Below are 21279 nucleotides of genomic sequence, written 5' to 3'. Positions count from 1 at the left end.
GTCAACCATAGTTAGCCGCGTCGCCCCGAATGTCGAGAGGACCGTCCGGAATCCGCGCTTTCCCGGCGTCCGCGCCACCTCGCCCGCGGCGGCAAACCGCCCCCCCCGACGCACAGCCCAGCCGGTTTCGCAGCCGGACCGGAGCCCCACCCTTATTGGCAAACCGTCTTAACCCCGTGTCAGGAACCGTTATGATAGCGTTGTGTCCCATTATGGGATTCTGAGGGGGCATGCATGCGAACTGAGACCGGACAGGTTTTCAAGCTCAAGGACTACAAGCCGACCGATTTCGTGGTCGAGCGCATCGACCTGACCTTCGAGCTTGACCCCCGGGAGACCAAGGTGATCTCGCGCGTGATCCTGCACCGGCGCGAGGGCGTGGCGAAGGACGTGCCGCTGGTTTTCGATGGCGACGAGCTCACGCTCGACGGCCTGCAGCTCGACGGCAGCGACATCGATCCTGCGCTTTATGACGTGACGCCAGATACGCTCGTCATCCGCGGCCTGCCCGAAAGCGCGCCGTTCGAGGTGACCGTCAGCACCACGATCTCGCCCGAGACCAACACCGCGCTGATGGGGCTTTACCGCACCAACGGGGTCTACTGCACCCAGTGCGAGGCCGAGGGCTTCCGCCGCATCACCTATTTCTACGACCGGCCGGATGTGCTGGCGGTCTACACGGTCACCATCATCGCTTCGAAGGACGAGGCCAAATACCTTTTGTCGAACGGCAACTATCTCGGCGGCGGCAATTACGACGAGGGCCGGCACTTCGCCGCCTGGTTCGACCCGCACCCGAAACCCTCCTACCTGTTCGCGCTGGTGGCCGGCGATCTCGGCCTGATCGAGGACACGTTCACCACCATGAGCGGCCGCGAGGTGGCGCTCAAGATCTATGTCGAGCACGGCAAGGAACCGCGCGCCGGCTATGCCATGGACGCACTCAAGCGCTCGATGCGGTGGGACGAGGAGGTCTATGGCCGCGAATACGACCTCGACATCTTCCAGATCGTCGCCGTCTCCGACTTCAACATGGGGGCGATGGAGAACAAGGGCCTCAACGTCTTCAACGACAAATATGTGCTGGCCGACCCGGCGACCGCGACCGACGCCGACTTCGCCAATATCGAGGCGATCATCGCCCACGAATATTTCCACAACTGGACCGGCAACCGCATCACCTGCCGCGACTGGTTCCAGCTGTGCCTCAAGGAAGGGCTGACTGTCTATCGCGACCATGCGTTCTCCGCCGACCAGCGCTCGGCCCCGGTCAAGCGGATCGCCGAGATCCGGCTGCTGAAGGCACACCAGTTCCCCGAGGACGCGGGCCCGCTCGCGCATCCGGTCCGCCCGGAATCCTACCGCGAAATCAACAACTTCTACACGACGACCGTGTATGAAAAAGGCTCCGAGGTGGTGCGCATGATCCGCACCGTGGTGGGGGCGGAGGATTTCCGCAAGGGCATGGATCTCTATTTCGAGCGCCATGACGGGGACGCGGCCACGATCGAGGATTTCCTGGCCTGTTTCGCCGAGGCGAGCGGACGCGACTTCAAGCAGTTCTCGCTGTGGTACAGCCAGGCCGGCACCCCTTCGGTGACGGTGTCGACCGACTGGAACGAGGCGAAGAAGACCTTCAAGGTCACGCTCGAGCAATCGCTGGCGCCCACCCCCGGCCAGTCCCGCAAGGCGCCGATGCACATTCCGCTGGCCTATGGGCTGATCCTGCCCGACGGATCCGAATTTGCGGGCCACCCCACCGGCAAGGAGGCCGCCGACGGCGTGTTGCACCTGACCCGGCGGCGGCAGGTCTTCACCTTCACCGGCGTGCCGGGACGGCCGGTGCTGTCGATCAATCGCGGCTTCTCGGCCCCCGTCAACATCGCCATGGAGCAGAGCACGGCCGATCTCGCCCATATCGCGCGCCATGACAGCGACGGCGTGGCGCGCTGGCAGGCGATCAGCGAACAGGCCACGCGCCATCTGGTGGAGGCCTCCCGCCTCGCCCGCGACGGCCGCAACCTGCCTTCCGCGCGCGACCTCGCCGATATCCTGGTCGCCACGGCGGCCGACGACAGCCTAGAGCCGGCGTTCCGCGCCCAGGCGCTGACCCTGCCCGCCGAAAGCGACATCGCCCGCGAAATCGGCAGCAATATCGATCCTGATGCGATCCACGCGGCGCGGGAGGCGGTGTTGTCGGAAATCGCCCGTGCGGGCCTCGCGGTGTTTTCCGACCTCGCCGACGGCGCGCCGAAAGGCCCCTACAGCCCCGGCGCGGCGGACGCCGGCAGGCGCGCGCTCGCCGGCATCGCCATGAATTATGCGGCGATCGCCGAAGGCTCCCCTGCCCGCGCCAAGGCAGCCTTCGACGCGGCCGACAACATGACCACCCTGTCGCAGGCGCTGCAGGTGATGACCCAGAATTTCCCCGCGGCCGCGGAAACCCGCCAGGCGCTCGACACGTTCCGGACGCGCTTTGCCGACGATCCGCTGGTGCTCGACAAATGGTATTCGCTGCAGGCGCTCGCACCCGGCGCCGGCACCCGCGCCCGGGTCGAGGAACTGCTGGCCGGCAAGGATTTCGACCGCACCAACCCCAACCGCATGCGCGCGCTGGTCGGCGCCTTCACGTCGGGCAACCCGACCGGCTTCAATGCCGCCGACGGCGGAGGATACCGGTTGCTCGCGCGCGAGGTGGTCGATATCGACAAGCGCAATCCGCAGCTTGCCGCCCGGCTGCTGACCGCCATGCGGTCCTGGCGCTCGCTGGAGGCGGAGCGTCAGGAACAGGCCCGGCTGGCGCTGGTGTCGATCCGCTCGGCGGGCAACCTGTCGGCCGATGTCAGCGACATCGTCGACCGCATGCTGGCGGCCTGACACCCCCTGCTTCGACCTCTTTTGCCCCGCATCCGCGGCACCCGGTTCACCCCGTGAAACGGGGTGCGGCGGGTCGCCGGATCGCGCCTGTCGGGTGATTTGCGCGCCCGGTGCGACGGCCGGCCGCTCCGGCCTCGCAGCAGCCGACTCGAATCCCAATTAAACCCCGTTATTTCAAATGGTTAACAAAACCTATCTTTTTGGACTGGACAAGCCGAATCACCTTTGATTCATTAGGTCAGATTCGGAAATGCGGTTGTCCGGATATCAACGGGGATACACAGAAATCATGGCGGATGCGCAGGACTTTTCTGCGGCCGAAAGGTCGATTCATGCTCAAAAAACCGACGGCGGTCGCTGGGGGTACAGAGAGCTGTCGGGGCACGCGAAAGTGTTCGCCCAACCTGCCTATGAGCGCCTCGCTGGCGCGGAGCCCTTCCTCAAGCGTCTCATTCCCGTCCTGATCGTGGCCTTCCTGGTCGTGGTGGCCGCGGCGCGCTACATCAACATGAGCGAGGGGCGCGACCAGCTGTTTTCCGCCGCCGAGCAGATGACCGCGCTCACCCTCGCCGCGGCGACCTCGCTGTTCGTTTCCGATCCGGAACCGGTCGAGCGCGGTTTGCGCCGGGAGACCGAAGCCCGGCTCAACCGCGTGCTCAGCGCCATGCCCAATACCGGCGGCCGCTACATGCTGGTGGTGGACGGGAAGGACCGGATCTTTGCCGCCACCGCAGGCGGACAGCATCTGGTCGGCAGCCTCGCCACGGCCTTCGTGGCCGAGACCTCGCCGCTGTGGCTGTTCGACGAGCGCGCCGGCGTGCAGCACGTCGCCATGGACGGGCAGGACTATCTGGCGGCGATGTCGCGGCTGCCCAAGGGCGCGGGCGCCATTCTCGCCTTCACGCCGGTCGCCGGCATGAACGCCGTCTGGCGGCAGTCGGTGTCGGTCAACGTGACCCTGTTCATCGCCACCTCCTCGATCCTGCTCGTCATCCTCTACGCCTATTTCAGCCAGGCCGGCCGCGCCCAGCGCGCCGACGGCATCTATCTCGAAAGCCAGCGCCGCGTCGACATGGCGCTGTCGCGCGGTCGCTGCGGATTGTGGGACTGGGACATGGCCCGCGGCCGGCTCTACTGGTCGCGTTCGATGTACGAGATCCTCGGCCTGCCGCCGCGCGACAGCGTGATCTCCTTCGGCGAAGCCTCGCGGCTGATGCATCCCGATGACGGCGACCTCTACGAGATCGCCCAGAAGGTCGCCAGCGGCGACATCAAGCAGGTGGACCACCTGTTCCGCATGCGCCACGCCAAGGGCCATTACGTGTGGATGCGCACCCGCGCGCAGGTGATCGATCCGAGCTCGGCCCAGACCCACCTGATCGGCATCGCCATGGACGTGACCGAACAGCACCGGCTGCAGCAGCGCACGGCGGAAGCCGACCAGCGCCTGTTCGACGCCATCGAAAGCACGTCCGAAGCCTTCGTGCTGTGGGATCGCGACGACCGGCTGGTGCTGTGGAACAAGCACTACCAGCAGATCCACGGCCTGCCGGCCGAAATCCTCGAGCCCGGCACCCCGCGCGAGCATGTCGAGGCGGCGGCGACGCGGCCGGTGGTGGCGCGGCGGCTCGCCGTGCCCTGCGCCCAGGGGCTCGCCCAGACCTACGAAGTGCAACTCGCCGACGGCCGCTGGCTGCAGATCAACGAACGCCCGACCCGCGACGGCGGCCAGGTCTCGGTCGGCACCGACATCACCCCGCTCAAGCGCAACCAGGAGCGGCTGCGCGACAGCGAGAAGCGCCTGATGGCGACCATCGGCGACCTCACCGCCTCGCAGTCCGAACTCAAGCGCAAGGCCGCGGAACTGTCGGAACTGAACCGCGACTACCAGATCGAGAAGGAACGGGCGGAAGCGGGAAGCCGCGCCAAGTCCGAATTCCTCGCCAATATGAGCCATGAGCTCAGGACGCCGCTCAACGCCATCATCGGCTTTTCCGAAGTCTTGCAGGCGCGCATGTTCGGCCCGCTCGGCTCCGACAAATATTCCGAATATGCCGACGACATCCACAATTCCGGCATCCACCTGCTCACCGTGATCAACGACATTCTCGACATGGCCAAGATCGAGGCCGGCCAGATGCAGATCAACCGCGAGGGCATCGACCTGGCGCCGCTGGTCGAGGAAACGCTGCGGCTGATGGCGATCCAGGCGGAGAACAAGGGGATCGAGGTGCGCCAGCAGATCGAGCCTGCGCTGTCGCTCGATGGCGACCGCCGCGCCATGAAGCAGATCCTGCTCAACCTCGTGTCGAACGCGGTCAAGTTCACCGAGCCCGGCGGACGCATCCTGGTGCGCGCCCGCAAGACCTCGAACGCGGTGCTGCTGACGATCGAGGACACCGGCATCGGCATTCCGAAGGCGCTGATGGGCCGCATCGGCCAGCCGTTCGAGCAGGTCCAGAACCAGTTCTCGAAATCCACCGGCGGCTCCGGCCTCGGGCTTGCGATCTCGCGCAGCCTCACCGAGCTGCATGGCGGCGCGATGAAGGTGCGGTCGGTGGAGGGCGTGGGAACGATCGTGAGCGTGCGGATCCCCACCGCGACGCAGGAGCTTGTCCAAGCCGCATAAGACAAGCCGCCTTTGCCATCCCGCGCATCACGCGGCAGGCCGGTCAGCGCGGGGCGTGGATCAGACGGTGGATGAAGGCGAGCTTGCCGAGGATCACATCCGAGAGCACGAAGGGGTAGAAGTCGCTGAGCCCGATCGACCGGTTCATGGCGTTCATGGCGACCGTCAGCGGCACCCAGGCCTTGGCCAATGGCGTGAACTCGTCGGCGCCATAGGGACCCGCCTCCGCCCAGCCCGGCGCCGCTCGGTCCATCGGATCGACCCCCTGCCCGAGCCCTTCGAGGCCATACCAGCCCGCCGTTTCCAGCCCGTCGACAATGTGGAAGTAATGCGCCCAGGTTTCGGCGAAATCCTCCCAGGGGTGCGCACAGGCATAGGCGCTGACATGGGTCGCCTGCCACTGCGGCGGCGCGCCCTCATCGTAATGGCGGGCGAGCGCATCGGCGTAGTCGGCGCGCTCATCGCCGAACAGCCTGCGACACTCGGCGAGCGCGGGGCCATCGGCCACCAGCCGGTCCCAGTAGTAATGGCCGATCTCGTGGCGGAAATGGCCGATCAGCGTGCGATAGGGTTCGCCCATCGCCTTGCGGTGCTTCTCGCGCGTGGGATCGTCGGCCTCGGCCACATTGATGGTGATGAGCCCGTTCTCGTGACCGGTCAGCACGCGGCGTTTGCTTCCATCCGCTGACAGCTCGTCGGCCTTGAACTCGAATCGCAGCGCCGTGTCCGGCCCGGCTTGCAGGTCCCCGACATCGAGCCGGAACTTGACGAGCGAATAGAACAGCCGGCGCTTGGCTTCCTCGAGCATGGCCCAGCGCTCGGCGTTTTCGGGGCGCGACAGATCGGGAATGACCAGCGTGTGGCGGCAGCTCAGACACAAGCTGCCGGCCAGCGGGACGTCGGCCTCCGCCGCGCCGAGGCGCCCCCCTTCCACCAGCCAGTTGCAGCCGATCGCCTGCCGGTTGGCGCAGGCGTGCCAGACGGCCCCCTCATCCTCCCAGCGACCGCTGCCCGACGGCGCGGCCATGATCCGGTCGCTCTCGCTCAGATAGCCGAGTTCCGAGCCGCAGGTGATGCAATGGCTGTTGCGAAAATGCACTTCATTGGCGCAGGTCGGGCAGGAAAAGCGACGCATGGGATCGATCCGGTGGCAGGGATGGTCGCCGGCACGAGACGCCGGGGCTCCTGTCAGAACGCCCGAGCGGCGCGCTTGTTCCCCCCGCCGCCACGCCGGAGCGCCGCTGATGCGACGGGCAGCCCGGGACCGGCCCCGTTACCCGCTGGGCGCGATGAGGAGATTACAGCATCTCGCAGGGTTGCATTCACATTTGCTTAAAAGTGAATCTATTTAATCACGACAAGCAATACGGGCCGTGATGCGCTCTTTTTCTGATATAACGGAAAGTAATTCGCCATGAAGCTCAACAACATACCCATCAAGTTCCGTATCGGTGCCGCGGTCCTGGCTCCCTTGGCGATGCTGGTTGTCCTGGCCGGGGAAGAGGTGATCGAGAGCCGTGCAGACTACCAGGCCATGTCGCAGCTCATCGAAATGACCGGCAATGTGCGACTGACAAGCGATCTGATGCATACGCTGCAAGTCGAACGCGGCACCACCGCCGGCTATCTCGGCAGCAAGGGCGCGAAACTTGGCGATGCGTTGGCCACGGCGCGCGCGAAGACAGACGAGAGGATCGCCGGCTTCACCCCGGTGCTCGACACTCTCGCTCCGGACGCGGAGCTCCGGACCCGGATCAGCGAGAAGCTTGCCCGGCTCGGCGAGATCCGTTCCGCCGTTTCAGGCCTGACGCTGCCCGGCGGCGAAGCCTTTGCCTATTACACCTCGAGTATCGCGGCGCTGATGGATCTGGCCCGGTCTGAAACGCGCGAAAGCTCGGATCCGAAGCTGCGTGCCAAGCTGATCGCCTATCAGGAACTGATGATGGCCAAGGAGCTGGCTGGCCAGGAGCGCGGCATCGGCGCGGGCGTGCTCGGCGCGGGGGCGTTCGATCCTGCCCGCTACAAGAGCTTCCTGCGCATGGGCGGGGCGCAGAGCACGCTGATCGAGGAATTTCTCGCCGCACAGCCCGAGGGGGTGCAGGCCGATATCCGTGCCCGCCTGGCGGCCTCGGGTGAAGAGGCGCTCGAGGCGATGCGCCTTGGCATGCTCGAAAACGGCATTGCCACCGACCTTTCGGCCTTCGACACGGCGGACTGGTTCGCGCTCGCGACCAAGCATATCGAAACCATGAAGCAGATCGAGGATGAAACCGTGGGGGCGCTGGCCCTCAACGCGAGCGAAATTGCGAACCGCAGCTGGACTGCCTTTGTCCAGCTCACGGTGTTCGCCGCGGCGGTGGTGCTTGGCGCGCTGCTGATCGGCGGCCTGCTCGCGCGCAGCGTGACCAAGCCGCTGCGCGGACTGGCCGACTGCATGCGCGAACTCGCCAAGGGCAACACCGAGATGGTGGTGGCACAGTCGGGCGGCCGCGACGAGATCGGGCTGATGGGGCAAGCGGTGGAGCGGTTCATCACCATCACCCGCGAAAACCTGGTGCGCCAGCGCGAGGAGGATGCCCGCGCCGCGGCCGCCAAAGAAGCCGAGCGCCTGCGCACCGAAGCGGCCGAAAGGACCCGCGCGGCCGAGACCGAGCAGGCGGTGACGTCGCTCGGCCAGGCCATGCGCGAGCTTGCGGCCGGCAATCTCAACATCTCGATCAACACCCGGTTCGCGGAGCGGTTCGAGGGGCTGAGGACCGATTTCAATTCCTCGGTAGAGTCGCTCAAGGCGGCGATGGGGTCGGTCAAGGAGGTGTCGACCCACATCAAGCAGGGGGCGACGGAACTGCGCAGCGCCGCCGACGACCTGGCGGGACGCACCGAGCGCCAGGCCGGATCTCTGGAGCGCACCGCGGCCGCGCTGGAGCAGGTTTCGGCCACCGTGCAGAATACCTCACGGCGCGCCGATGTCGCCGGCACCCTGGTGCGCGAGACCTCCCAGCATGCCGGCAGGTCGAGCGAAGTGGTGAGCGAGACCATCGCCGCCATGACCGCGATCGAAGCCTCGTCCAGGGAGATCTCGGCGATCATCGGCGTGATCGACGAGATCGCCTTCCAGACCAATCTTCTGGCGCTCAACGCCGGCGTCGAGGCCGCGCGCGCCGGGGAAGCCGGACGCGGGTTCGCGGTGGTGGCGCAGGAAGTACGGGAACTCGCGCAGCGCTCGGCGCAGGCCGCCAAGCAGATCCATACGCTGATCACCACCTCGGAAGGCCAGGTCCGCCATGGCGTCGAACTGGTCAACGAGACCGGCGAGGCGCTGCAGGGCATTGCCGGCCATATCGACGGCGTCGCCGCGGAGGTGATCGCCATCGTCACCGCCGCGCGCGAACAGGCCGATGCGGTGGCCGAGATCAACCGCACCCTTTCGGAAATGAACGGCGTGACGCAGCAGAACGTGGCGATGGTCGAGGAATCCACCGCCGCCACCCATTCGCTCTCGCGCGAGGCCGAAGTGCTGGCAAACGAGGTCGGCCGCTTCAAGATCGGCATGCAGGCCACGCGCCTCACCGCCGCGGCCTGATCCGACCCGACACACGACAAGGGGGCGGACGCCGGGGTGTCCGCCCCCTTGTCGTGTGTGCCGGTCAGCCTCCGCAGGGGGCTTGCAGGGTGCGGACCGGAGCCCCCCGTCCTGCCCTGCCGGGGCTGCCCTGCGAGGCCGGCGCTGCCAGGCCGGCACAGTCAACTCGGGGCTGGGCCGGTTGCGCGCCGGGCATTGGCGTCGACCTTGCGCAGCAGCCGGAACAGGGTTTCGGCCTCGTCGGGCGCAATGCCCTCGAGCAGGCGCGCATTGACGCGCTCGTGAAAGTCCGCGAGATGGCTCAGGCCGCGCCCGAGCGGCGTGACATGCACCCGCACCGCCCGCCTGTCATCGGCGGAGGCGTTCCGGGTGACGAGCCCGCGCTCGGCCATCCGGTCGATGATGCGCGAGGCGGCGGGCGCATTGTTGCCGCTGTAGTCGGCAATCTCGCTCACCAGCATGCCGTCGCGGCGCCACAGCGCCGACAGGATCACCCATTGCGCCAGCGTGAGGTCGTGGGCGGCCAGCATCTCCTGGCACATCGCCCCGGTGGCGGCGGTGGCGAAGGTGAGGACCTGCCCCAGGGAGCGGGGGCGTTCGAGCTGCTTTTTGGTTGCCATGTAAATATTTCCGTGTAAACTTTATCGCGCACCGGCAGGGAAAGCAAGTCCGCCAGGCCGCCGCCTCCGATTGACGGAAAAGGCGCGGTCCGAAGGCTTGGGGCGCACCACGCCCGATCCCGCCCGGACACCCAAGCCCGCCCCGGCCGCAGCCTTGTTGTCGAGAAGGACATAACCGAAGATGACCCTGAAAAGCACCCCCACCGCCTATGGCGCCGTCGCCGTGGGCCTGCACTGGCTGAGCGCCCTCCTGATCGTGGGGCTCCTTGTCTCCGGCACGATCGCCGACGAGACCGCCGACCCGGCCGCCAAGGCCTCGATCCTGTCCATGCATGCGCCTTTCGGCATTCTCGTGCTGGTGCTGACGCTCGCCCGCATCGCCTGGTGGCGGTTCGACATCCGCCCTGAACCGCTCGGTGACGACACCGCGCTTCAGAAGCTCGCCGCCAAGGGCGTGCACGGGCTGCTCTATCTCGTCGTGCTGGTGATGGGCGCAAGCGGCATCGCCCTGTTCGCGCTTTCGGGCGCGGGCGACATCGTCTTCTTCGGCGCGCCCGGGCCGCTGCCCGATTTCGGCGACTACGCCCCGCGCCCGGCCCACGGCATCGGCGCCAATCTCCTGATCGCCCTCCTCGCCGCCCATGTGCTCGCCGCGCTCTACCACCATTTCGTCAAACGCGACGCGACGGTTTCGCGAATGTGGTTCGGTGGGAAGGTGTAACCTCTCCAGGATGCGCGGCAAACGGATCACGCGTGACCTGAGACCCGCTTCCCCTCCGACTATTCCGCTTTCTCGGGAAGAATTGGACCGACGACGGCCAGGCCGGGTGGGGAATGGTGACGGCAGCGGCAGTACACAAGCACGGAGACATCGGCCCCTGAAAGGGGGCCATGAACCCGCCAAATCGCGTGGCCGCGATGTCTCCGACATGCAGACATGTCGGATCGACGAGATGCAGCAGGTACACGCGTACCGGCCTGTTGCCTGAGAGCGCCAACTTCACAGAGCTTACTTGCCTTGCAACTTTGAGAGCAATGGACGCATTCCTACAATTGCCCATGCAGAGAGATTGGTCCACTATAGCTTGCATAGACCATCATCAGCTGGCTTGCTTGCATCAGAGGGCGGGAGAATGGGGTTCTTGCGATTTTGGATGCTTTTTCTGCTGACCGTTTCGTTGGTATTGACTGCCAGCGCGACCAAGACCAGCGCCGGTTACCTTAAAGGCTATAGCAAAGTCACGGTTGTTTTCATTCCGGGAATATATGGCTCAATCCTGGAGGACGAGGACAAGAACATATTCTGGGGTGAAAATGGCATCGGCAAAGAGGGATTGTCACTGGAACGATTCCCGAAACTGAAACCATATTTGTTTGAGGACGTTAGGTTTTCAATTGGCCTGTTTGGAAAGACAATTCAAGGATACTCCGGAATTCGCCAGAACCTGCAAATGCTCGGTCAAAAAGTATTGGTCTTTCCTTATGACTGGCGTCGGTCGAACAAGAAGAGCGCCGAAGAGCTCGCGAAATTCCTTTGTGAAGAGTTCCCTCAGATAAAAAAAGATGAGCGCCTGGTTTTCGTTGCCCACTCCATGGGTGGACTTGTGCTGAGACATTGGATCAAGGATCACATGGGCAGAGCGCGCACCGGGTGCCAAAATCTCGGAATTGAGAACATCAACAGCTTCACATTCGCCGGCACCCCTCATGCGGGTTCGCTGGAACCAATTCGCACGATCTTCAACGGAAAGACATCTCTTGACGACAATCCGATTTACTCATTTCTGTTCACCAAAAGGATGGCTTCGGACGCCATAACCTTTGAGAGTGCATACGAGTTGCTCCCAGCGACAAGCATAGGCGGCGCTGAGTGCGTCCAGGATGAATCAACAGCCCTGCGCCTGTCGATGGATATTGGAACGGGCAAATCGCTCCCGGTTTTCCTCGATGATATCGAGAATTGGCGCTCCCCAAAAGCGGCTGCAGGATAGCTAGGTTCTCGACACGGATGGCGCTTCGAAGATGCCATGGCCCTTATCGAGAAGAGGATATCCGCTGCGTCGCAAGTCGTGTGTGAACTTCAAAAGTACCAAATACCTCCCGCTGTATCCGCCAAAATGGCCTTCATTGTTGGAGAACTGAAGGATAAAAGAGGTGAATTCAGCCTCTCAACCGTGGATTCGGTGAATCTCGTTGGGAAGCCTGGCAAGCCTGTGGCCGTGCACGAGGCCTTTGGAAAGGGTGATGGAACCGTACCCTACTGGTCAGGGGAACCTGGTGGAATGTCCCTCTTCGGCCGGGCGAAATTTCCCTACCCTTCGAACAGGCATCACGCCGAAATACTGGACGATGCGTCGATCATTGCGCATCTCCAGCGTGTCCTCGAGGATGCCGCTTACGATGTTGCGCTGTTAGGCGACCAGCCGTTCGACACCGAAATTGAGAACCGGGAGCAATGGCTCGATGCGGCAAGACAGGCGTCATCATTGCCTTTGGATCGAATGGCGCCGGAAGTTTATGCTGGCCTGATCTCATTCTTGTCCAGCAAGGCTCAACCGGTGGGCATTTCCGGCCTGGACATCTATCGTGGCGCGAAGGCTTACGAAGGAAGTGACGCCAACAACTATCGAGCAGTCGCATATGCGTTGGCTTCAGAGGTTGGAACAGGCCTGAACGATATCTCAAAAGCCTGGGCGAACCAGAACGCGGCAATATCTCTGCTTAAAGTCGGCAATCAACCGCTTGCGGCGGCGACTGCAATTCGGACTGGTGAAGTCACTGCCCAGTTCGTCAATCAGCCCAACACCACCTATGAGAAAAAATACTTGAAAGAATTTTCCAATGTGGAACAGGGGTGGAAGAGCATCATCTCATCCACCTTGAGTTCGGATGAAAATTCTATGGCCCGTGACATTATCGCTGAAAGCCAAAACTACGACACCAGCATCTTCAACGGCGGAGCTCTTGAGGGATATGCCACGTTGCCAACGAACATTCTTGGAGTGCCTGGCAACGGCACTTGAATTTGGCGATTCAGGCCGCTGCCCGGCTTCGACGCCCACGCCCCGCGCCCGGCCCACGGCATCGGCGCGCCAAGCTCCTGATCGCGCTCCTCGCCGCCCACACACTCGCCGCCCTCTACCACCTTTCGCCAAACGCGACGCGACGGTCTCGCGGATGTGGTTCGGGGGGAAGGTGTAGGGGACAAACGCCGAGGCTGGAAACCGCCAAGCCGCGGCTCCAAGCCGGATATTTGCGCGCTGAGGTAAGGCCAGATCCCCGGCGCTGGACAGCATTCAATTGAAATAGGACAGTTTCAAGAAGCCACGACCAATGGCAACACCAAATATTACTAAAATCCGGTCTCAGACAGAACCTACACTGAAAGACCCGCAATAAATGCAGAAATAGACGCCATTAGTTCGGGAAACATGATCCTTGACGGCGCCAAAAGCATCGGCAAATCTACACCCTTAACGGGCGGGGTGAAAAATGAGCACAATCGAAGAAAACCTGCGGTCGATCTCGGAAAGGGTGAAGTCGCATTCAAGTACAATGGCAACCGAAGAAGCCGTCAAAACTGCAGTGGTGTTACCTTTTCTGCGTGCCTTGGGGTACGATGTTTTCGACCCCACCGAAGTGGTTCCGGAATTCACAGCGGACGCCGTCGGCAAGAAAGGTGAGAAAGTTGACTACGCCATCAACATTGAAGGCGACATTCGCATCCTCATCGAATGCAAACCCATTTCCGTGACGCTCGAGAAAAAGCACCTTGATCAACTTTTCCGATATTTCACGGTCACAAAGGCGAGGTTTGCCATTCTCACGAATGGCCGAACCTTCAATTTCTACACCGACCTCGAAGAAACCAACAAACTCGATTCTCGACCGTTTCTTGTGTTCGACATCACGGATTTCAATGCCAACATCCTGTCCGAACTTCGCAAATTCGAAAAGAGTTCGTTTGACGTCGACGCAATACTCGCAACGGCAGAACGCCTGAAATACACTTCTGGCGTCAAGCAGGAAATCGCCAATCTGATCGAAGAGCCAACGGAAGAGTTTGTAAGGTTGGTATCAAGGAATGTCTACGAGGGGCAGATGCGCGCACAGGCGAAGGAGATGCTGACAGGCGTCGTACGCGCAGCCTTCCGCGATGTCATCATGGATCAGGTGAAGAGCCGGCTCTCCAGCGCATTGGCGGACACGCAAGAAACGATCCGGACGATAGATGAGCCGACGGCAGAGGAACCGGACATTGTAACCACGGAAGAAGAGCGCGAAGGCTTCATGATCGTCAAAGCGATCGCTCGTGAAATCGTGCCGGCCAAGCGCATTCAGATGCGAGATGCCAAGTCTTATTGCGCGGTCTTGGTCGACAACAACAGGAAGCCTCTGGCGCGGCTTCACTTCAACAGATCGGTCAAATATGTCGGCCTGTTCGATGGCGATGTCGAAGATCGCGTCATCATCCAATCCCTGGACGAAATATACGGGTTCAGCGACCGCATCAGAGCAACAGCGCAAAAATACGTGTCGGACTGAGCCGAACCGCTCCACGCCCTTCACCCTGGCCCAAGCCGGTCAAAGCGCGCCACCGTTTCGACGCTGCTTGCGCTGCTTCGGCACAACAGCATGGCAGGTTGTGAGAGACAGGAGCCCTACCCCGTCACCCTCTTGAATATCCCCCGCGCCCGCTTGGACGTCGCCTTGAAATCCGCTTCGAGGCTCGGGAAGTCCGGCGCCTGGCCGGTGCGGGTCAAAAGGTCGATCAGGCCGGCGGGGGCCTGTTTGGGGTCGAAGGGGCCTTCGGTGCACAGCCGCACGATCTGGGCGTGGCCGCTCCAGAGGTCGAGGGCGCGGCTGAGTTCCTCGGTCGTCTCCTCGCCGAGTTCGGCCGGCCCCAGGATCCTGAGCGTGGCGTCGGTGGAGGTGCATTCGCCCTGGCTGGCGCGGGGCGTCTGTGCCGGCTCGGAGCCGGCGAGCAGGCCCGCGGCCTCGTCGTCCTCGCTGGCCGGCAGCCAGCCCGCGGCGCGCGCTTTCAGCGAGAGATACTGGGCGATGAATTCGATGTCGATCAGCCCGCCCGGGATCAGTTTGACGTCCCAGATGTCGCGCGGCGGCTTTTCCTCCTCGATCAGCGCGCGCATCTCGGTGAGATCGGCGATCAGCTTGGCCTCGTCGCGCGGGCGGGCCAGCACCTGGTCAATCAGCGCGCGGGCTTCCGCGCGCAGGCTCTCCTCGCCCGCCACCGTGCGCGCCCGGGTGAGCGCCATGTGCTCCCAGGTCCAGGCTTCCTCGCTCTGGTATTTCGAGAAGGCGCGGATCGAGGTCGCCACCGGCCCCTTGTTGCCGGACGGCCGGAGCCTCAGATCGACCTCGTAGAGAACGCCCTCCGCCGTGGGCGCCGACAGCGCGGTCACCAGCCGCTGCGTCATGCGGGTGTAGTAGCGCACCGGATCGAGCGGCTTGGGGCCGTCGGATTCCTCGGCGTCCGGGTCGTGGTCGTACAGCAGGATGATGTCGACATCGGAGCCGGCGGTCAGCTCGTAGCTGCCGAGCTTGCCCATGCCGATCACCGCGGCGCGGCCGCCGGGCACCTTGCCATGGGCCTCCTCCATGCCGGCGCGCACCGCGTCGAGCGCCTCGGAGATGATGAGATCGGCCAGATGCGAGAAGCTGCGCGCCGCCCGGCTCGGCGAGATCGCGCCGGTCAGCAGCCGAACCCCGATCAGGAATTTCTGCTCGAGCGCGACGATCCGGAGCCGGTCGAGAATGTCCTCATAGGCGACAGCGCCTTCGAGGAAGGCCTTGAGGCGTTCGGAGAGATAGTCGCGCGTGGGCAGTTCCGCCATCAGCCCGGGATCGAGCATGCCGTCGAACACATGCGGCTTGCGGGCGATTGTTTCGGCGAGCCGCGGGGCTGCCGCCATGATCGTCACCATCAGCGACAGGAGCCCCGGATTGGTGCCGATCAGCGAGAACAGCTGGATGCCCGCCGGCAGGCCGGAGATGAAGGCGTCGAAGCGGATCAGCGCCTCGTCGGCGCGCTTGGTGGCGCCGAACACCTTCAGAAGTTCCGGCGTGAGTTCGGTGAGCCGCTCGCGCGCCTCCACCGACTGGGTGGCGCGGTAGCGGCCGTAATGCCAGGTGCGGATGATGCGGGAGATATCGGCCGGACGTTCGAAGCCGAGTTCGGCCAGCGTCTTGAGCGTGCCCGGATCGTCGTCCTCGCCGGTGAAGACGAGATTGCCCATGCCGCCCGACAGCCCGGCTTCCTTTTCGAACAGCTCGGCGTAGCATTGTTCGACGCCCGCCAGCACGCGCACATAGGTGGCGCCGAAGCTCTTGGTGTCGGGCTCGCCCATCATCAGCGCGATGCGGGCGAGTTCGCTTTCGGTCTCGGGCAGCGTGTGGGTCTGCTCGTCGCGCACCATCTGGATGCGGTGCTCGACATCGCGCAGGTACCAGTAGCTTTCGGCGAGCGTGCGCGCGGTGGCGGGATCGATCCAGCGGGCGCGCGCAAGCGCCACCAGCATCTCGTCGGTGCGGCGCAGCCTCAGCCGCGGCAACCGCCCGCCGCCGATCAATTGCTGGGTCTGGACGAAGAATTCGATCTCGCGGATGCCGCCGCGGCCGAGCTTGACATTGTGGCCCTTGACCGCGATGTCGCCGAAGCCGCGATGGGCGTGGATCTGCCGCTTGATCGAATGGATGTCCGCGATCGCCGCAAAATCGAGATATTTGCGAAACACGAAAGGCACCAGGTCCTTCAGGAACCGCTCCCCCGCCAAAAGGTCGCCCGCCACCGGCCGCGCCTTGATGAAGGCAGCACGCTCCCAGTTCTGGCCGCGGCTTTCATAATAGTTGAGCGCGGCTTCCACCGGAAAGGCGAGCGGCGTCGAGCCCGGGTCGGGCCTCAGCCTCAGATCGGTGCGGAACACATAGCCGTCGCCGGTGCGCTCCTGCATGATCCGCACCAGCCGCCGCACCATGCGCGCGAACACGTCGGTCACCTCGTCGCGGTCGGTAACGACGCCGGCCTCCGGATCGAAGAACACGACGATGTCGATGTCGGAAGAATAGTTGAGCTCGCGCGCGCCGTGCTTGCCCATGCCGAGCACGATCAGGCCCGAGCCCTCCCCCGGCGCCTCGGGATCGGCGAGCTTGAGCTTGCCCGCGTCATGGCCCGCCCGCAGCAGGTGGTCGAAGGCAGCCCCCAGCGCCGCATCGGCGAGATCGCTGAGCGCCGCCGTGGTCTCGCGACCGCTTGTCAGCCGGGCGAGATCGTTGAGCGCCAGTGTCAGCGAAGCCCGGCGCTTGGCCTGGCGCAGCGTGCGCATCAGCTCGGCTTCGCTGGCAAGCCCGCCCTCGGCGGTGCGCCAGGCGCCGCGGGCGGCGGCGACGGTGTCCGCAAGGATGTCGGCGCAGGGCCGGCTCAGCGCCAGCGCCAGCGCAGCCGGATCGGCCATCGCGGTCTCGCGCAGGAACGGCGACAGCGCCAATGCCGCAAGCACGAACTCGCGCGCCGGGCCATCCGCACCGAGCACGGCGGCAATTTCGGGATACTCGCCGGCAAGCGGCTTCAGGTCGGCGGCGGCCGATTTGGCGGCAGTGGCCGACGGCGCGCGGATCGGGCATTCGGCAAGCGCCGCAAGCGATCCGGGTTGTGTGGTTTCGGTCATGTCCCCCCCGGCAGCACCATGGTCACGGCAAGCCCGGGGTGTTCCCCGGTCCCGGGCCGGGCGTCCGCTAGTTCCAGACGCCCACCATGCAGCGCCGCCACCGCCTGCACAAGGCTCAACCCGAGCCCCGTGCCGGGTTTTGAACGGCTTTCATCCAATCTTACGAAGCGCTTGACCACATCCTCGCGCCGGTCGGCGGGAATGCCGGGGCCGGTATCGGTGACCGAGAGGTGCAGTTCGTCGCGCACGCGCGCAAGCGTGACGGCGATCTGCGGCTCCTGCCCGCAATCGGCATATTTGACGGCATTGTCGATCAGGTTCGAGAGCGCCTGGGCCAGAAGCTCGCGGTTGCCGCGCATCGACAGGCCAGGTTCGATCCGGGAGACGAGCGAAATCCCCTCTTCCTCGGCCAGCGGTTCATAGAGTTCGGCGGCATCGGCGGCAAGGCCCGAGAGATCGACATCGCTCATCTGCGCGGTCGAGGAGCCCGCCTCCACCCGACTGATCATCAGAAGCGCGTTGAAGGTGCGGATCAGCTGGTCGCTGTCGGCGATCATCTGCTCAAGCGCCTGGCGCTGGGCGTCCGGCCCGCCATCGTCGGCAAGCGCGGCTTCCGCGCGGTTCCTGAGGCGCGTGAGCGGCGTCTTGAGGTCGTGGGCGATGTTGTCGGAGACCTGGCGAAGCCCCTCGTTCAGCCGCTCGATGCGGCCGAGCATGGTGTTGAGCGACAGGCTCAGCCGGTCGAACTCATCGCCCGAGCCATTGACCGGCAGGCGTTGCGAGAGATCGCCGGCCAGGATCTTCTTGCTGGCATTCGACATGTGGTCGATGCGCTTGAGCGCGCGGCGGCCGACGAAGAACCATAGGCGCGCAGCCGGTCAAGCGGATCGGCTTCCCCCGCCATGTGACCCGCCAACATGATCGCGAGCGCAATCACCAGCGCCTGGCGCACCAGGCCGCGCACCTGCTCGCGCTCGCCGATGTCGCGGCCCACCATCAGCCGCATGCCGTTGGGCAGGAACACCACCTGGGCCAGCGCGCGGTGATCCTCCGCCTCGACATCGCCGATGCGCTGGTAGCGGAACGGCACAAGCGTCCAGCCCTGCTCGTCGAGCACGCCGGGTTGCAGCGAGGAGATATTGCCGGCGATCAGGTCGCCCACCGGCGAGGCAATGGCGTAGAGATTGGCGCCGGGCTGGCGCGATCGCCGCTCGATGATGCGCACCAGCCCCGCCACGCCGCCGCCGCGATAGGCGCCGGCGACGATGCGCAATTCGTCGGCAATGGCGCTCTGGGTGCGGTCGCGCTGCATGCCTTCGGAAATCGCGGTGACATAGAACACCAGCGCCACGGCGCAGAGCGCGAACAGCACGAGATAGAGGGCCGACAGCCTGACGGCGGTCGTCGACAGCATGGCGCGCAGGCGGGACATGGAGGCCTTATCCTCCGGCTTTCATCATGTAGCCCGCACCGCGCACGGTCCTGAGCAGCGGCTCGCCGAAATCCTTCTCGATCTTCGACCTGAGCCGCGAGATATGCACGTCGATGACATTGGTCTGCGGATCGAAATGATAGTCCCAGACATGCTCGAGCAGCATGGTGCGGGTCACCACCTGGCCGGCATTCTTCATCAGATATTCGAGCAGACGGTATTCGCGCGGCTGCAGCGGAATCGGCTGGCCGGCGCGGCGCACCTCGTGGCTCAGGCGGTCGAGTTCGAGGTCGCCGACCCGGTAGGTGGTTTCCTGCTCGCGTCCGCCCTTGCGGCGGCCGAGCACCTCGATCCGGGCCAGAAGCTCCGAGAAGGCGTAGGGTTTGGTGAGATAATCGTCGCCGCCAGCGCGCAGGCCGGTCACCCGGTCGTCGACCTGGCCGAGCGCCGACAGGATCAGCGCCGGCGTGTCGTCGCCCTTGGCACGCAATTCGGCGATGATCGACAAGCCGTCGCGCTTGGGCAGCATCCGGTCCACCACCAGCGCGTCGTAACTGTTTTCGGAAGCGAGGAAGAAGCCCGAGTCGCCGTCGCTGGCGTGATCGACGGTGATGCCCGCCTCGCGAAACGCCTTGGAGAGATAGGCGGCGGTCTCCAGATCGTCTTCGATGATGAGAATCTTCATGGATGCATTCCTGATGCCCGGTGCGGGTGCAGACCCGCCATGTATGTCCTGACCATGCATCCTTTCCAACTCCACTCGCAAGTCTTGCCATCCGGATATGCAAACGCGGCGGACTGGGGGTAAGTCCGCCGCGTCTTTACACCCGGATCGTGACAGGCACGATCCGGAAGTGTTCGCTCAGGCCGTCCTCAGCCCTGGTCGATCGGCAGCGCGACGAACCGCGAACGGTTGTCGTTTTCCACCTGGAACAGGGCGGCCTTGCGGCCATCCTTGGCGGCATTGTCGATGATGCTCACCACATCGGCGGCATTCTTCACGTCCTGGTTGTTGACCGCGATGATCACGTCGCCGGCACGCAGGCCGCGCTCGTCGGCGGCGCTGTCGGGCTCGACCGCGGTGATCACCAGCCCGTCGCCGGTTTCGGCCGGCACCACGGTCAGGCCGAAGCTGTCGAGCGTGTCTTCAGCCTGGGGCGTCGAGGGCGCCTGCTCCCCGTCCTGCGAGACTGCGGCGGTTTCGGTCGGCAGCGCGCCGAGTTCGACCTTGATGGTCTCGCTCTTGCCGTTGCGCCACACGGTGATGTCCACCTTCTCGCCGGGGTCGAAGCCCGCGATCATCTTGGCGAGTTCACGCGGCCCCTTGACGGTGTCGCTATTGACGGCGGTCACCACGTCACCGGCCTTGATGCCGGCCTTCTCGGCAGGCGTGTCCTTCTGCGGTTCGGCCACGATCGCGCCGTTCTCTCCCGACAGGCCGAGCGATTCGGCGATGTCCGCCGTCACCGGCTGGATCTGCACGCCGAGCCAGCCGCGTTCGACCGAACCGTTCTTCATCAGGTCGGCGATCACCGTGCGGGCGGTCGAAGCCGGGATGGCAAAGGCGATGCCGACATTGCCGCCCGACGGCGAGAAGATGGCGGTGTTGATGCCGATCACTTCGCCGTTGAGGTTGAAGGTCGGGCCGCCCGAATTGCCGCGGTTGACGGCGGCGTCCACCTGGATGAAGTCGTCATAGGGACCGGCGCCGATGTCGCGGCCACGGGCGGAGACGATGCCTGCGGTCACGCTGCCGCCGAGGCCGAACGGGTTGCCCACGGCAACCACCCAGTCGCCGACACGCACCTTGGAGTCGTCGGCGAAATCGACATAGACGAACTTGCGCGCTTCCTCGACCTTGAGCAGGGCCAGGTCGGTGCGGCTGTCGCGGCCGACGAGCTTGGCGTCGAGTTCGGTGCCGTCATCCATGATCACGGTGAAAGCCGAGCCGTCTTCCACCACGTGGTTGTTGGTCACCAGGTATCCGTCCTCGGAGATGAAAAAGCCGGATCCCTGGCTGACCGGGCGCACCCGGCCGTGACGCTTGCTGTCCGGACCGCGGCGGTCGCGCTCGGCGCGGCGGTCGTCGTGGCCGCGCTTGTCGCCGAAACCACGGCTGAACTGGTCGAAAAACTTCTTCATCGGATGGTCGTCGGGCAGGTCGTCGAAGCCGCGGCCGTTGAAATCGAAGCTGAACGGGCCGTCATTGGAGACCGGCTGGGTCTCGGCCTGGACGCGCACCGAAACCACGGCGGGCGAAACCGCCGCGACCACATCAGCGAAGCTCGGCGCCTGCGGGGCCTCGACGCGCACGGCATCGGCAAACGCGTTGGAAATCGGCGCGGGCACGCCGGTGGCGAGCAAGGCAGCGGCAACGCCCGCGATCGCGGTCGTGGTCAGGAAGCGCTTGGGAAACTTGCGGGGGGTGTTCGACATGTCTCAACCTCTGTTGT

At 64.6% G+C, this 21279-nt stretch carries 12 protein-coding genes and 1 pseudogene; 7 read left to right on the top strand and 6 right to left on the bottom strand.

Features of this window, described 5'->3' with window-relative positions:
* The first annotated feature begins 234 nt into the window (after positions 1-234).
* Together pepN and AWJ14_RS20475 are read left to right on the top strand one after the other, a co-directional pair.
* Complete coding sequence (pepN, locus tag AWJ14_RS20480; RefSeq protein WP_066183966.1) at positions 235-2877, top strand: aminopeptidase N; 2643 nt, start codon at positions 235-237, stop codon at positions 2875-2877.
* A gap of 289 nt (positions 2878-3166) precedes the next feature.
* A complete protein-coding gene (locus AWJ14_RS20475) occupies positions 3167-5506 on the top strand; it encodes a PAS domain-containing sensor histidine kinase (protein ID WP_066183964.1) in 2340 nt (779 codons plus the stop codon).
* 43 nt (positions 5507-5549) lie between these two features.
* Here AWJ14_RS20475 and AWJ14_RS20470 read toward each other — a convergent pair whose 3' ends face one another.
* Positions 5550-6641, bottom strand: a complete 1092-nt coding sequence (locus AWJ14_RS20470) for a zinc-binding metallopeptidase family protein (protein ID WP_066183958.1) — start codon at positions 6639-6641, stop codon at positions 5550-5552.
* Positions 6642-6920: 279 nt separating this feature from the next.
* Between AWJ14_RS20470 and AWJ14_RS20465 the strand changes: the two genes are divergently transcribed.
* Positions 6921-9089 (top strand): methyl-accepting chemotaxis protein, encoded by a 2169-nt coding sequence (locus AWJ14_RS20465; RefSeq protein WP_066183954.1) that lies wholly within the window; start codon positions 6921-6923, stop codon positions 9087-9089.
* Positions 9090-9250: 161 nt separating this feature from the next.
* On the opposite strand, the gene AWJ14_RS20460 is transcribed toward AWJ14_RS20465, so the two are convergent.
* Complete coding sequence (locus AWJ14_RS20460; RefSeq protein ID WP_066183949.1) at positions 9251-9709, bottom strand: MarR family winged helix-turn-helix transcriptional regulator; 459 nt, start codon at positions 9707-9709, stop codon at positions 9251-9253.
* Between the two features lie 181 nt (positions 9710-9890).
* On the opposite strand from AWJ14_RS20460, the gene AWJ14_RS20455 reads away from it, so the two are divergent.
* The 4 genes from AWJ14_RS20455 to AWJ14_RS20440 all read left to right on the top strand — a co-directional run bounded on the left by AWJ14_RS20455 (position 9891) and on the right by AWJ14_RS20440 (position 14254).
* On the top strand, positions 9891-10430 hold the full coding sequence (locus AWJ14_RS20455) for a cytochrome b (RefSeq protein ID WP_139112729.1): 540 nt from the start codon (positions 9891-9893) through the stop codon (positions 10428-10430).
* Between the two features lie 433 nt (positions 10431-10863).
* Entirely contained in the window at positions 10864-11700 is an 837-nt protein-coding gene (locus AWJ14_RS20450) for an esterase/lipase family protein (RefSeq protein WP_171904915.1), read from the top strand.
* A 36-nt stretch (positions 11701-11736) separates the two neighbouring features.
* Positions 11737-12732 carry a hypothetical protein gene (locus tag AWJ14_RS20445; RefSeq protein WP_139112728.1) on the top strand — a complete coding sequence of 332 codons (996 nt, stop codon included), beginning with the start codon at positions 11737-11739 and terminating at the stop codon, positions 12730-12732.
* 469 nt (positions 12733-13201) lie between these two features.
* The gene (locus AWJ14_RS20440; RefSeq protein ID WP_066183941.1) at positions 13202-14254 is read left to right on the top strand and encodes a type I restriction endonuclease; all 1053 of its coding nucleotides are present in this window, start codon (positions 13202-13204) and stop codon (positions 14252-14254) included.
* A 116-nt stretch (positions 14255-14370) separates the two neighbouring features.
* Here AWJ14_RS20440 and AWJ14_RS20435 read toward each other — a convergent pair whose 3' ends face one another.
* From AWJ14_RS20435 to AWJ14_RS20420, 4 genes and pseudogenes are all read right to left on the bottom strand, one after another.
* A complete protein-coding gene (locus tag AWJ14_RS20435) occupies positions 14371-17394 on the bottom strand; it encodes a bifunctional [glutamine synthetase] adenylyltransferase/[glutamine synthetase]-adenylyl-L-tyrosine phosphorylase (protein WP_066183938.1) in 3024 nt (1007 codons plus the stop codon).
* A pseudogene (locus AWJ14_RS20430) lies at positions 17391-18826 on the bottom strand (sensor histidine kinase). The gene AWJ14_RS20435 and the pseudogene AWJ14_RS20430 overlap by 4 nt, the downstream one beginning before the upstream one ends.
* A 7-nt stretch (positions 18827-18833) precedes the next feature.
* Positions 18834-19571 (bottom strand): response regulator transcription factor, encoded by a 738-nt coding sequence (locus AWJ14_RS20425; protein ID WP_066183935.1) that lies wholly within the window; start codon positions 19569-19571, stop codon positions 18834-18836.
* 128 nt (positions 19572-19699) lie between these two features.
* Positions 19700-21262, bottom strand: a complete 1563-nt coding sequence (locus AWJ14_RS20420; protein ID WP_066183932.1) for a Do family serine endopeptidase — start codon at positions 21260-21262, stop codon at positions 19700-19702.
* Positions 21263-21279 lie beyond the last annotated feature (17 nt).

Source organism: Parahoeflea olei (assembly GCF_001703635.1).
In the GTDB taxonomy this organism is placed as follows: Bacteria; Pseudomonadota; Alphaproteobacteria; order Rhizobiales; family Rhizobiaceae; genus Hoeflea; species Hoeflea olei.
Note: the sequence above shows the minus strand (reverse complement) of the source record. Positions and strands in the feature narration are given on the sequence as shown.

What these genes read in the sequence shown, in the direction of transcription:
- pepN (WP_066183966.1), top strand. Translation starts at nt 235, where the DNA reads ATGCGAACTGAGACCGGACAGGTTTTCAAGCTCAAGGACTACAAGCCG.
- AWJ14_RS20475 (WP_066183964.1), top strand. Translation starts at nt 3,167, where the DNA reads ATGGCGGATGCGCAGGACTTTTCTGCGGCCGAAAGGTCGATTCATGCT.
- AWJ14_RS20470 (WP_066183958.1), bottom strand. Translation starts at nt 6,641, where the DNA reads ATGCGTCGCTTTTCCTGCCCGACCTGCGCCAATGAAGTGCATTTTCGC.
- AWJ14_RS20465 (WP_066183954.1), top strand. Translation starts at nt 6,921, where the DNA reads ATGAAGCTCAACAACATACCCATCAAGTTCCGTATCGGTGCCGCGGTC.
- AWJ14_RS20460 (WP_066183949.1), bottom strand. Translation starts at nt 9,709, where the DNA reads ATGGCAACCAAAAAGCAGCTCGAACGCCCCCGCTCCCTGGGGCAGGTC.
- AWJ14_RS20455 (WP_139112729.1), top strand. Translation starts at nt 9,891, where the DNA reads ATGACCCTGAAAAGCACCCCCACCGCCTATGGCGCCGTCGCCGTGGGC.
- AWJ14_RS20450 (WP_171904915.1), top strand. Translation starts at nt 10,864, where the DNA reads ATGCTTTTTCTGCTGACCGTTTCGTTGGTATTGACTGCCAGCGCGACC.
- AWJ14_RS20445 (WP_139112728.1), top strand. Translation starts at nt 11,737, where the DNA reads ATGGCCCTTATCGAGAAGAGGATATCCGCTGCGTCGCAAGTCGTGTGT.
- AWJ14_RS20440 (WP_066183941.1), top strand. Translation starts at nt 13,202, where the DNA reads ATGAGCACAATCGAAGAAAACCTGCGGTCGATCTCGGAAAGGGTGAAG.
- AWJ14_RS20435 (WP_066183938.1), bottom strand. Translation starts at nt 17,394, where the DNA reads ATGACCGAAACCACACAACCCGGATCGCTTGCGGCGCTTGCCGAATGC.
- AWJ14_RS20425 (WP_066183935.1), bottom strand. Translation starts at nt 19,571, where the DNA reads ATGCATGGTCAGGACATACATGGCGGGTCTGCACCCGCACCGGGCATC.
- AWJ14_RS20420 (WP_066183932.1), bottom strand. Translation starts at nt 21,262, where the DNA reads ATGTCGAACACCCCCCGCAAGTTTCCCAAGCGCTTCCTGACCACGACC.